At 56.2% G+C, this 12,772-nt stretch carries 12 protein-coding genes; 11 read left to right on the top strand and 1 reads right to left on the bottom strand.

The genetic code is table 11. The features are described from left to right. Positions 1–79: 79 nt before the first annotated feature. Positions 80–523 (bottom strand): GatB/YqeY domain-containing protein, encoded by a 444-nt coding sequence (locus NI21_RS0113020; RefSeq protein ID WP_033126638.1) that lies wholly within the window; start codon positions 521–523, stop codon positions 80–82. A 174-nt stretch (positions 524–697) separates the two neighbouring features. Here NI21_RS0113020 and NI21_RS0113015 point away from each other — a divergent pair, with 174 nt between their 5' ends. The 11 genes from NI21_RS0113015 to NI21_RS0112965 all read left to right on the top strand — a co-directional run bounded on the left by NI21_RS0113015 (position 698) and on the right by NI21_RS0112965 (position 12,711). Continuing rightward, entirely contained in the window at positions 698–1,540 is an 843-nt protein-coding gene (locus tag NI21_RS0113015) for a DUF5685 family protein (RefSeq protein ID WP_033126637.1), read from the top strand. Beyond that, positions 1,533–2,228, top strand: a complete 696-nt coding sequence (locus NI21_RS0113010) for a DnaJ domain-containing protein (protein ID WP_033126636.1) — start codon at positions 1,533–1,535, stop codon at positions 2,226–2,228. Before NI21_RS0113015 ends, NI21_RS0113010 begins: the two co-directional genes overlap by 8 nt. Continuing rightward, entirely contained in the window at positions 2,219–2,761 is a 543-nt protein-coding gene (locus NI21_RS0113005; protein ID WP_033126635.1) for a hypothetical protein, read from the top strand. Before NI21_RS0113010 ends, NI21_RS0113005 begins: the two co-directional genes overlap by 10 nt. Positions 2,762–2,853: 92 nt before the next feature. Further along, complete coding sequence (gene spoVT, locus NI21_RS0113000) at positions 2,854–3,402, top strand: stage V sporulation protein T (RefSeq protein WP_033126634.1); 549 nt, start codon at positions 2,854–2,856, stop codon at positions 3,400–3,402. 93 nt (positions 3,403–3,495) lie between these two features. Then, positions 3,496–3,870 (top strand): TIGR04086 family membrane protein, encoded by a 375-nt coding sequence (locus NI21_RS0112995; protein WP_033126633.1) that lies wholly within the window; start codon positions 3,496–3,498, stop codon positions 3,868–3,870. An 87-nt stretch (positions 3,871–3,957) separates the two neighbouring features. Continuing rightward, a complete protein-coding gene (gene scfA / locus NI21_RS0112990; protein ID WP_033126632.1) occupies positions 3,958–4,101 on the top strand; it encodes a six-cysteine ranthipeptide SCIFF in 144 nt (47 codons plus the stop codon). 98 nt (positions 4,102–4,199) lie between these two features. Continuing rightward, positions 4,200–5,603, top strand: coding sequence for a thioether cross-link-forming SCIFF peptide maturase (scfB, locus tag NI21_RS0112985; RefSeq protein WP_033126631.1), 1,404 nt, complete (start codon positions 4,200–4,202; stop codon positions 5,601–5,603). Positions 5,604–5,637: 34 nt separating this feature from the next. Beyond that, positions 5,638–7,815 carry a protein translocase subunit SecDF gene (locus NI21_RS0112980; protein WP_033126630.1) on the top strand — a complete coding sequence of 726 codons (2,178 nt, stop codon included), beginning with the start codon at positions 5,638–5,640 and terminating at the stop codon, positions 7,813–7,815. Positions 7,816–7,935: 120 nt separating this feature from the next. Continuing rightward, positions 7,936–9,711, top strand: a complete 1,776-nt coding sequence (gene recJ / locus NI21_RS0112975) for a single-stranded-DNA-specific exonuclease RecJ (RefSeq protein ID WP_033126629.1) — start codon at positions 7,936–7,938, stop codon at positions 9,709–9,711. Positions 9,712–9,782: 71 nt separating this feature from the next. Continuing rightward, positions 9,783–10,307, top strand: coding sequence for an adenine phosphoribosyltransferase (locus tag NI21_RS0112970; protein WP_033126628.1), 525 nt, complete (start codon positions 9,783–9,785; stop codon positions 10,305–10,307). Between the two features lie 115 nt (positions 10,308–10,422). After that, a complete protein-coding gene (locus NI21_RS0112965; RefSeq protein ID WP_033126642.1) occupies positions 10,423–12,711 on the top strand; it encodes a bifunctional (p)ppGpp synthetase/guanosine-3',5'-bis(diphosphate) 3'-pyrophosphohydrolase in 2,289 nt (762 codons plus the stop codon). Positions 12,712–12,772: the final 61 nt, after the last annotated feature.

The raw sequence follows: 12,772 nt of genomic DNA, 5'->3' as shown, positions 1-12,772 counted from the left end.
AGCTCTCCGGAGATGTCTCCGAGAGCTTTTTTCATGTCCTGTCCGCACAAAGCGGACCTGAAATACAGCTGAAATCTGATTAGAATAATTTCCCTACCAGGTCGCTGACCAGCTTTCCGTCCGCTTTTCCCTTGACCTTGGGCATTAGCGTCTTCATGATGCGGCCCTTGTCCTTTGCCGTGGGGGCGTCGATGCCCAGCTCGGCGAGAGTGGCGTCTATGACCTCCTGGATCTGGGACTCGTCCATCATCTTGGGCGCGTACTGCTCAAGGACAGACAGCCGGTGGTTGCACTCCTCGATGATCTCTGTGCGGTCCGGCGGAGTCATCTCCAGCGTCTCCTTTGTCTGCTTGATCTCCTTTAAGATGACCTGTGTCTCCTCCTCCTCGGTGAGGTCGGCTCTCTTGTCTATGGCTTTGTTCTTCAGCGCCGCAAGGAGCATGGAAAGGGTCTCCTTTGTCTGCTTGTCCCCTGCCTTCATGGCCTGGACCATGGCGCTTCTCACTTCATCGATTTTGCTCATGTGATTATTCCTCCTCTTGCTATCTTCCTATATTATAGCGGAGAGGGGAGAAAATGAAAAGGATGTTATAAACTTTTTGTGAAATATGAAAATAAAATAATGCAGGATACAGGCAAATCTGGTAAAATAACGTTCAGATGCGTGCATCAGGCGCGCATGTCAGTGGGGAGGCATATGTTCGGATATATCACAATCTGCAAACCGGAACTGAAGATAAAGGACTTTGAAAAGTACAGGGGCTATTACTGTGGCCTGTGCCAGGAGCTGAAGGAGAGGTACGGTCTGGGCGGCCAGATGACCCTCACCTACGACATGACCTTTCTCATCCTTCTCCTCACATCCCTCTATGAGATGGAGACGGAGGAGGAGAGGCACCATTGCAGGGTGCACCCGGTAAAGAGGCAGCGGATGCTGCGTGGCCCGGTGACCACCTACGCGGCGGATATGAACCTGCTCCTGGCCTGGTATCATCTGAAGGACGACTGGGCGGACGAGCGGAAGGTGTCCAGCCTGGCGGCGGAAAGGCTGCTGAAGAAGAAGGCAGGGAGGATCGCGGAAAAGTACAGGCGCCAGGCCCGGGTGTTCGAGGCTGCATTAGGAGAGCTGTCCCGCCTTGAGAAGGAGAGGAGCACAGACATAGACAGGACGGCCGGATGCTTCGGCCGGCTCATGGAAGAGCTTTTTGTATATAAAAAGGACGTGTGGGAGCCCACTCTGCGCCGGATCGGTTTCTTTATGGGCAAGTTCATCTACATTATGGACGCCTATGAGGACCTGGAGGAGGACCTGAAGAAAAAATGCTACAATCCCCTGCGGGAGTTGTACAAAAGAGAGGACTATGAGCAGAGAGTGGGGGATATCCTGTGCATGATGATGGGCGAGTGCAGCGCGGAGTTTGAAAAGCTGCCCTGCCTTGCAGACATAGACATTTTGAGAAACATTCTGTATGATGGAGTGTGGAACCGCTACCGGCTCGTACAGAAGAAAAAACAGGAGGACAAAAAGGAAGATGAATAAAAATCCTTATGACGTGCTGGGCGTCTCCCAGAACGCGTCGGATGATGAAGTGAAGAAAGCATACAGGGAGCTGAGCCGGAAGTACCATCCGGACGCCAATGTGGACAATCCGCTGGCGGACCTGGCTGAGGAGAAATTTAAGGAGGTCCAGGAGGCCTACGATGAGATCATGCGGCAGCGCTCCCAGGGAGGAGGCTCTTACGGCAGCTCCCGCGGCGGCTCCTACGGGGGCGGCAGGTCCTCCGCAGGGGGATACGGAAGCTACGGCTATCAGGGTCAGGGCTACGGGCAGCAGTCCGGCGGAAACCAGCAGGATGTGGAGATGCAGGCGGCCATCAACTTTATCAACAGCAGGCGCTACCAGGACGCCCTGAACGTGCTGAACCGGATGCAGAACCGCACCTCCATGTGGTACTACGCCAGCGCTTTCGCAAACGCCGGGCTTGGGAACAATGTGCTGGCCAGGGACCAGGCGGCCACGGCAGTGAACATGGAGCCGAACAACGTGCAGTACCGGCAGCTCCTCAATCAGATTGAATTCAACAGCCGCAGGTATCAGAACAATCCATACGGGGGAGGCTATTACGGATCAGGCGGAAGCTGCGGCACAGGCAATATGTGCTGTGACCTTTGTATCGCGGATCAGCTCTGCGAGTGTATGGGAGGAGATCTTTGCACATGCATATAAAATCGAGAATGATGGCGTTCGGCGGGCTCGCCCTCGCCCTGTGTATTCTTTTTATGGCGCTGGGGAGCGTCTTTGAGACGGGAACCCTGTTTTTCCTGGCAGCGTCCTCCTTCTTCGTGGGGATCGTCATCCGGGAGGCGGGGATGAAGCTGGGGCTGGCCTTCTATCTGGCGGCCGTCCTCCTTGGCTTTATCCTGGCGCCCAACAAATTCTACGTAGTGACCTTTGGGGCTATGGGGCTCTATATCCTGGCTGTCGAGGGGGCCTGGAGGCTTCTCGCCAAAAGCTCCGGCAGGGCGCGGAAAAGAGGTTTGTTCTGGGTGATCAAGTATCTGGTGTTCAACGTCATGTACATCCCGGCAGTCTTTTTGCTCCAGGGTCTCCTTTTTTCCAGGGAGCTGTCGCCGGCGGTTCTTGCGGGCGTCCTGGCGGCAGGGCAGGCAGGTCTGTGGATCTATGACAACGCCTACGAATATGCCCAGGCTCAAATCTGGACCAGGCTGCGGGGCAGGCTGCTCCGGCCGGGAGAGTGAAAATGTATAATTTCCTCTGTCTTTACAGATACTACCATTATCTACAGCAAGAAAGATAAATGGATAGAATGTAAGATGGAGGAAATTTTTATATGAAGGCAACCGGGATTGTAAGAAGGATCGATGATCTGGGGAGAGTGGTGATCCCAAAGGAGATACGAAGAACCCTCCGGATACGGGAGGGCGACCCGCTGGAGATATTTACGGACCGGGAGGGAGAGATCATCCTGAAGAAATATTCTCCCATCGGGGAGCTGTCCGCCTTCGCCAGGCAGTATGCAGACAGTCTGGCCCAGACGGCGGGGTATCTCGTGTGCATCTGCGATATGGATCAGATCGTGGCCGCCGCGGGCAGCGGGAAGAAGGATTTCCAGGAGAAATATATCGCCAGGCCTCTGGAGAAGGCGCTGGAGGAGAGGAAGGATATCCTGGCCGCGGAGGGGGAGAAGAGGTTCATCCGGGTCACCGGGGAGGAGGACGACGGCTGCACCCAGCAGGTCATCTGCCCCATCCTCTGCGAGGGGGATGTGATCGGAGGAGTCATGATCCTTGGAAAGGACGAGAAGAGGAAGCTGGGGGAGACAGAGCTGAAGCTGGCCTCCTGCGCGGCGGGATTTCTGGGCAGGCAGATGGAGCAGTGAGGAAGCGGGAGAAAAATCCATATGGAACTCATAATCAGTCCGGGCGTTTCATATCCATTAGATAGGAAATAACTGGACAAGGAGAAAGAGAATATGGATAAAAAAGCCGGAAAAGAGACAAAGATACTCTGGATCCTCAAGGCGCTGCTGCTGTCCTACGTGGTGACGGGGGCCCTCCTTCTTCTGCTGGCCCTTCTTCTGTACAGGCTGCAGCTTGATGAGAAGGCGGTGTCGGCGGGGATCGTGGCCATCTATATCGCCGCCACCCTGATCGGCGGGCTGGCGGCGGGAAAGATGGCAAAGTCGCGGAGATTTCTGTGGGGGCTCATGACGGGAGTCCTGTATTTTGTGCTCCTCATCCTCATCACCCTGGGGGTGTACCGGACCCTGGACGGCAGCGGCATCCACATGGCCACCACCTTTGCGCTGTGCGCGGGAGGCGGCATGATCGGCGGCATGATCTCCTGACCTTGCAAAAGACGAAAAAATACTTCCAAAACAGAGAGCCTTGTGCTATAATATCAGAAGTCAAAGATGCGAAGGAGGGTGTACAAGATGAAACATGTAAAGACATTAAATACACAGACATTGACAAATACAATGAAAAAAGGCGGCTGCGGAGAATGTCAGACATCCTGCCAGTCAGCTTGCAAGACATCCTGCACAGTGGGAAATCAGACCTGCGAGCAGAAGAAATAGTCAGTTGGAATTAAAAAGTATCTACTAAGGGGGCAGCGGCTTTCGGCCGCTGTTTCTTGTGGTATAGGAAAAAATGAAGACAGAAAGGGGTATCTGAAGTGATACATCAGTACCGGAATAATGGATACAACATTGTCCTGGATGTGAACAGCGGCGCTGTCCATGTGGTGGATGAGCTCTGCTATGACGCCATCGCCCATCTGGCGGCGGGGGAGGAGCCGGATCTGGCTGCCCTGGAAAAGCCGGAGACGCTGGAGGGACTCCAGGAGGCGCTGGGAGACAGGTACGAGGCCGGGCAGATCCGGGAGGCCTGGGAGGATATTAAAGAGCTGACCCAGGAGGGAAGGCTTTTTACCAGGGATGTTTTTGAGCCCATGATCGACCAGGTGAAGCAGAGGAAGACCGTGGTCAAGGCGCTGTGCCTCCACATTGCCCACGACTGTAACCTGGCGTGCAAATACTGCTTTGCGGAGGAAGGAGAGTACCACGGCCGCCGTGCCCTCATGAGCTATGAGGTGGGAAAGAAGGCGCTGGATTTCCTCATCGCCTCCTCCGGAAACAGGAGGAACCTGGAGGTGGATTTCTTCGGCGGCGAGCCGCTCATGAACTGGCAGGTGGTGAAGGACCTGGTCGCCTACGGCCGGCAGCAGGAGAAGCTGCACGACAAGCACTTCCGCTTTACTGTGACCACCAACGGGGTGCTCTTAAATGACGAGATACAGGAATTTATCAACAAGGAGATGGACAACGTGGTCCTCAGCCTGGATGGCCGCAAAGAGGTGAACGATGCCATGCGCCCCTTCCGCAGCGGCAAGGGAAGCTACGACCTCATTGTTCCCAAGTTCCAGAAGCTGGCGGACAGCAGGAACCAGGAGAGGTATTACGTCCGCGGCACCTTCACGAGAAACAACCTGGATTTCTCCAACGACGTGCTGCACTTTGCAGACCTTGGCTTCAAGCAGATGTCCATCGAGCCGGTGGTGGGAGATGAGTCCGATCCCTACGCCATCCGGGAGGAGGACATCCCGAAGATCTGCGAGGAGTACGACCACCTGGCAAAAATCATGATCGAGAGGGAGAAGGAGGGGAAGGGATTTAATTTCTTCCACTTTATGATCGACCTGGAGGGCGGACCCTGCGTGTCCAAGAGGCTGTCGGGCTGCGGCTCCGGCACAGAGTACCTGGCCGTGACGCCCTGGGGAGATCTCTATCCCTGTCACCAGTTTGTGGGCCAGGAGGAGTTCCTCATGGGAAATGTGGACGAGGGGATCACCCGACCGGAGATCGCGGATGAGTTCAGAAGCTGCAGCGTCTACTCCAAGGAGAAATGCAGGAACTGCTTTGCCAAGTTTTACTGCAGCGGCGGATGCATGGCCAACGCCTACAATTTCCATGGCACCATCCATGAGGCCTACGACATCGGATGCGAGATGCAGCGCAAGAGAGTGGAGTGCGCCATCATGATGAAGGCGGCTCTGGCCGACGCAGCCGATGAGGCGTAAGGTGTAATAAAAAACAGAAAAGAGGATACAGATCATGAACAAGAAAAAAGGCATACTGAGCCTGATACTGACAGCCGTACTGATCATACTTCTCGCCTACACCTGTATTGTGGGCTTTGGGCCAACAGGCACAGGAGCTTCCAAAAATATCAAGCTGGGCCTTGACCTGGCCGGCGGTGTCAGCATCACCTACCAGGTAAAGGATAAAAACCCTACAGATGAGCAGATGAGCGACACCATTTACAAGCTCCAGCGCCGTGTGGAGCAGTACAGCACAGAGGCCACTGTATACCAGGAGGGGGACGACCGGATCAGCATTGAGATCCCCGGCGTGACAGACGCCAACGCCATCCTGGAGGAGCTGGGAAAGCCGGGAGCTCTGGAGTTCCAGACCTCTGACGGCCAGACCGTCCTCACCGGAGCGGACGTGGAGACAGCCTCCGCCAGATCCGGGAAGGACGATATGGGAAATACAGAGTACACCGTTGAGCTGGACCTGACGGACGATGGCGCCCAGAAGTTTGCGGAGGCCACAGAGGCCAATGTGGGAAAACAGATCGCCATCATCTATGACGGTGAGACCATCAGCAGTCCGGTGGTCAACGAGGCCATCACAGGCGGGCAGGCCTACATCACCGGCAACTTTACATACGAGGAGGCGGAAAATCTGGCCTCCACCATCCGCATCGGAGGGCTCCAGCTGCAGCTGGAGGAGCTCCGCTCCAACGTGGTGGGCGCGCAGCTTGGACAGCAGGCAGTCACTACCAGCGTGCAGGCCGGAGCGGTGGGACTGGCCCTCGTGTTCCTCTTCATGTGCTTTGTGTACCTGCTTCCGGGCCTTGCCTCCAGCCTGGCCCTGCTGATCTACACAGGCATCGTGCTGGTGATCCTGAACGCCTTTAACGTCACTTTGACCCTGCCGGGTATCGCTGGTATCATCCTGGGTATCGGTATGGCGGTGGATGCCAACGTCATCATCTTCGCCCGCGTGAAGGAGGAGATGACAAAGGGAAAGAGTGTGAGGAACTCTCTGAAGGCGGGCTTCCACAAGGCTATGTCCGCCATCGTGGACGGCAATGTGACCACCCTGATCGCAGCGGCTGTGCTCTGGTTCAGGGGCAGCGGAAGCGTGAAGGGATTTGCCCAGACGCTGGCCATCGGCATTATCGTGTCCATGTTCACAGCCCTTGTGATCACCCGCATGATCGTGTACGCCTTCTACGCGGTGGGCATCCGCAACGAGAAGCTGTACTACCGGCCGAAAAAGCCAAGAGAGCCCATTAACTTTGTGGGCAGGAAAGCCATTTTCTTTGCCATTTCCCTGATCCTTATCGCGGCGGGCTTTGGCGTCGCGGGCTACAATGCGGCCAGAGGAAACGGAGCTATGAACTACAGCCTGGAGTTCCAGGGAGGAACCTCCACGAACGTGACCTTTGACCAGGACTACACCATCGATGAGATTGACGCCCAGATCATCCCCGTGGTGGAGGAAGCCACAGGAGACCACAATGTGCAGGCCCAGAAGGTGGAGGGAAGCAACCAGATCATCTTCAAGACGTCCACCCTGGATCTGGACGCAAGGGAGGCGCTTGATCAGGCTCTGGTGGACAACTTCCAGGTGGACGAGTCTCTGATCACCTTTGAGAATATCAGCTCCACAGTCAGCAGCGAGATGAGGACCGACGCCATCGTGGCGGTCGTTATCGCCACAGTGCTCATGCTCCTCTACATCTGGTTCCGGTTTAAGGACATCCGCTTTGCAACAAGCGCGGTTCTGGCCCTGCTCCACGATGTGCTGATCGTAGCTCTGTTCTACGCGGTGGCAAGGATTTCCGTGGGCAATACATTTATCGCATGTATCCTGACCATCTTTGGATACTCCATCAACGCCACCATCGTCATCTTCGACCGTATCCGCGAGGAGCTGAAGCTGGCGCCCAAGGGACAGGATCTCGCATACACTGTTAACAAGAGTATCACACAGACGCTGACGAGGAGCATCTACACCTCCCTCACAACCTTTATCACCATTGCGGTTCTCTTTGTTATGGGCGTAAGCTCCATCAGGGAGTTCGCTCTGCCGCTGATGGTGGGCGTTGTGTGCGGCGCCTACTCTTCTGTATGTGTCACAGGTCCGCTCTGGTACGTTATGAAGACAAAGATCGGTGGAAAGAAGAAAGAAGCGGAGAAATCCGGAAAGAAGAAAAAATAGGTAAGAAAAATACAGTAAGGGGTGTGCGGGTGACTGCATACCCCTTTTTGTACCGTTCTTCCTGTCGGCCCTCTTGCGGCCGCGGGCGGGATGAAAAGAGTAATCGGAGGAGAGAAGAGGATGAAAGAACGCTGGGTTTTGCTGAGAAAAGGGGCGGATTTCGCCGGGATCGGGGAGCGGTTTCACATCAGTCCCCGGCTGGCCTGCCTGATCCGAAACCGGGATATCATAGGAGACGAGAATATAGAAAGCTATCTGTACGGCACCATCGCCGACCTGGAGGACGGCATGCTGATGCGGGACATGGACCGGGCGGTGGAGATCCTGATGGAGAAGGTGCGGGAGGGAGCCTCCATCCGCATCATCGGGGACTACGACATTGACGGTGTCTGCGCCACCTACATTCTCCTGGAGGGGCTGAAGGGGCTGGGGGCTGTGGTGGACACGGACATCCCGGATCGGATCGCGGACGGGTACGGCCTGAGCAGGCATCTGATCGACCGGGCCTTTGAGGCGGGGACAGACACCATCGTGACCTGCGACAACGGCATCGCGGCCGCGGAGGAGATTGCCTGCGCGAGAGAAATGGGGATGACCGTGATCGTGACAGATCACCACGAGGTGCCCTTTGACGAGGAGGAGGGGGAGAAGCAGTATCATCTGCCCCCTGCGGACGCGGTGGTGGACCCGAAGCGGGCGGACTGCCCCTACCCCTTCAAAGGACTGTGCGGCGCCGCCGTGGCCTACAAGCTGATGGAGGCCCTCTATGAGTCCATGGGCAGGGACTCCTCGGACATCGACTATCTCATGGAGGAGGTGGCCTTTGCCACAGTGGGGGATGTGATGGATCTGACAGGGGAGAACCGGATCTTTGTCCGCCAGGGCCTGGAAATGCTCCAGTTCACCTCCAACCCGGGACTGCGCTCCCTCATGGAGTGCACGGGCATTGACCGGAAGTCTGTCAGTACCTACCATATCGGCTTTGTGCTGGGGCCCTGCCTCAACGCCAGCGGCAGGCTGGACACGGCCAAGAGGGCCCTCTCCCTGCTGGCAGCCAGGTCAAAGCAGGAGGCGGACCTGCTGGCCGGGGATCTGAAGGCATTAAACGACAGCCGAAAGGAGATGACCGAGGCCGCGGTGCGGGAGGCGGTGGAACAGGTGGAGCACACGGAAGCCGGACGCCAGAGGGTGCTGGTTCTCTACCTGCCGGACTGCCATGAGAGTCTGGCCGGGATCGTGGCGGGCAGGATCAGGGAGCGGTACTGCCGGCCCGCCTTTGTCGTCACAGATAGCGGCGACGGGGAGCTGGCCAAGGGCTCCGGCCGGTCCATCGAGGCCTACCATATGTATGAGGAGCTGAACAAGTGCAGGGGACTGTTCGTGAAGTTCGGGGGCCACAGGCTGGCCGCCGGGTTGACCCTGGAGAAGAAAAATATTGAGAAATTCCGCCAGGACATCAACGCGGTGTGCACCCTGACTGAGGCGGACATGACAGAGAAGGTGTCCATTGACATGCAGATGCCCTTCTCCTGTGTGACGGAGGAGCTGCTGGAGGAGCTAAAGCTTTTGGAGCCCTTTGGGAAGGGAAACACAAAGCCTGTGTTTGCAGAGAAAAATGTGTCCATCGTCTCCTGCCGTCTCATCGGGAAAAACAGGAACATGCTCAGGATTCGTCTCCTGGACGGGGCCGGCACGGACATGGACGCGGTGTACTTCGGGGACGCCGCCGGATTTCTCGACGAGGTGGAGGCAAAATACGGCCGGGCAGTGCGGGAGAGATTTTTCGAGGGGGAATACCGCAGAATTCGTCTCTCTGTCACCTATTATCCGGGGATAAACGAGTATATGGGACGAAAATCCATGCAGATTGTCATCACCCACTATCAAATTGTTTGAAAAAACAGAAAATAGATGATATACTAAAGAATGACATTTTATCGACAGTTGGTCTGAAGGAGGCAGTAAGGATGAAGCCAATAGAAGAATATGTGGTCAGTATACCGGATTTTCCTGAACAGGGGGTTATTTTCAGAGATGTGACAAGTGTGCTCCAGGATGCGGAGGGACTGCATCTTGCCATTGACCTGATGCAGGAGAAGCTGGAGGGGCTGGATTTTGATGTGGTCGTGGGGCCTGAGTCCAGGGGATTTATTTTCGGGGTGCCCATCGCCTACAATCTGCGCAAGCCCTTCGTGCCGGTGCGGAAAAAAGGCAAGCTGCCCCGGGAGACTGTATCCATCGAGTACGAGCTGGAGTACGGCACTGCCTCCATTGAGATGCACAGAGACTCCATAAAGCCCGGGCAGAGAGTGGTCATTGTCGACGACCTGATCGCCACCGGGGGAACCACGGAGGCTATCATCAAGCTGGTGGAGGGCATGGGAGGAGAAGTGTCAAAGGTCATTTTCCTCATGGAGCTGGCCGGACTGAAGGGCCGCCAGCGGCTGAAGGACTATGATCTGGACTCTGTGATCACCTACCCCGGAAACTGAGGCGCAGCAGGAAGCGTGAGAGAGCGGGGAAAACATGGAAAAGGAGGAGGGAACTGATATGGCAGTCATGACCTATGAATCGGACAATAAAAATCGTATTGCGCCCGAATCTATAATGGAAAATCAGATGCTCGGGCTTGAGATCGTGGACGGACACGCGGTGAAATCTCCGGAGGACTACCAGGATCCGGAGCAGCTCTACCAGATGCTCATCGCCCGCATCCGCAAATATCATCCTTCCACGGATGTTTCCATGATAGAGAAGGCGTTTAATCTGGCAAAGGAGGCTCACAATGGGCAGTGCAGAAAATCCGGTGAGCCCTATATTATCCATCCCCTCTGGGTGGCCATCATCCTGGCGGACCTGGAGATGGACAAGGAGACCATTGTGGCAGGGATGCTCCACGATGTAGTGGAGGATACGGCTGTGACAGACGAGCAGATCCGTCAGGAGTTCGGCGACGAGGTGGCCCTCCTGGTGGACGGCGTCACCAAGCTGGGACAGCTGTCCTACTCCTCAGATAAGCTGGAGGTGCAGGCGGAGAACCTGCGGAAGATGTTCCTGGCCATGGCAAAGGATATCCGGGTCATCATCATTAAGCTGGCGGATCGTCTCCACAATATGCGGACCCTCCAGTTTATGCGCCCGGAGAAGCAGAAGGAGAAGGCAAGGGAGACCATGGACATCTACGCTCCCATTGCTCAGAGGCTCGGTATCTCCAAGATCAAGACAGAGCTGGATGACCTGGCCCTCAAGTACTCCCAGCCGGAGGTGTTCTATGATCTGGTGGACCAGATCAACGCCAGGAAGACGGAGAGGGAGGAGTTCGTCCAGCAGATCGTGGAGGAGGTCTCCCAGCACATCAAAAACGCGGGGATCAAGGCTGAGGTCAACGGACGGGTGAAGCATTTCTTCAGTATTTATAAAAAGATGGTGAACCAGGACAAGACGGTGGATCAGATCTACGATCTCTTTGCGGTGCGCATTATCGTGGACTCTGTGAAGGACTGCTACGCGGCCCTTGGCGTGATCCACGAGATGTACACGCCCATACCCGGCAGGTTCAAGGATTACATCGCCATGCCGAAGGCCAACATGTACCAGTCCCTTCACACCACCCTCATGAGCTCCGTCGGGCAGCCCTTTGAGATACAGATCCGGACTCAGGAGATGCACAAGACAGCTGAGTACGGTATCGCCGCCCACTGGAAATACAAGGAGTCCAACGACGGGAAGAAGAACGTGAAGGCCCAGGAGGAGGAGAAGCTGAACTGGCTGCGCCAGATCCTGGAGTGGCAGAGAGATATGTCCGACAACAGGGAATTCTTAAGCATGCTCAAGGGAGATTTGGATCTCTTCGCGGAGGACGTCTACTGCTTTACCCCGGGCGGGGATGTGAAGAGCCTGCCTGCCGGCTCCACGCCGGTGGATTTCGCCTACGCCATCCACAGCGCGGTGGGCAACAAGATGGTGGGAGCCAGGGTCAACGGCAAGCTGGTCAACATCGACTACAAGATCCAGAACGGAGACAGGATCGAGATCCTCACCTCCCAGAATTCCAGGGGGCCCAGCCGTGACTGGCTGAACATTGTCAAGAGCACCCAGGCCAAGAACAAGATCAATCAGTGGTTTAAGAAGGAGTTCAAGGAGGACAACATCGTCCGGGGCAAGGAGCTCATCGCCAGCTACTGCAAGGCCAAGACCATCAATCTGTCCAACATCATGAAGCCAAAGTATCAGGAGGTCGTCCAGAAGAAGTACGGCTTCCGGGACTGGGATTCTGTGCTGGCGGCCATCGGCCACGGCGGGCTGAAGGAGGGCCAGGTGGTGAACCGGCTCATGGAGGAGTACAGCAAGGAGCACAAGCAGGAGCTCACCGACGAGGTGGTGCTGGAGAAGGTGGCGGAAGCATCCAGGAACAAGGTGCACATCGCCAAGTCCAAGAGCGGCATTGTGGTGAAGGGCATCGACGACATGGCGGTCCGTTTCTCCAGGTGCTGCAATCCTGTGCCGGGAGATGAGATCGTGGGCTTTGTCACCAGGGGAAGAGGTCTTTCCATCCACAGGACAGACTGCGTCAACATGATCCACCTGACGGACGCGGAGCGGGCCCGGCTCATCGACGTGGAGTGGGAGAGCGAGGTGGCTGAGGAAGAGGGTGGCCAGTACCTGGCGGAGATCAAGATGTACGCCTACGACCGGCAGGGACTTCTCATGGAGATCTCCAAGATCTTTACAGAGGCAAAGCTGGATGTGAAGTCTCTGAACGTGCGCACAAGCAAGAAGGGCACTGCCACCATCGAGGCAGGATTTATCGTCCACGGCAGGGAGGAGCTCGCCGCGGTGTCCAAGAAGCTGCGGCAGCTGGACGGCATCATCGACATCGAGAGGGCCGCGGGCTAGAGCGCCCGGAAGACTGCCGGGATGCCGGAGTAAACAGGAGAACAAAACAGGAGCGAAGACA

The organism is Eubacterium sp. ER2 (assembly GCF_000765215.1).
GTDB classification, from domain to species: Bacteria; Bacillota; Clostridia; order Lachnospirales; family Lachnospiraceae; genus Claveliimonas; species Claveliimonas intestinigallinarum.
The sequence above is the reverse complement of the archived record's forward strand: the minus strand, read 5'-3'. Positions and strand labels throughout refer to the sequence as shown.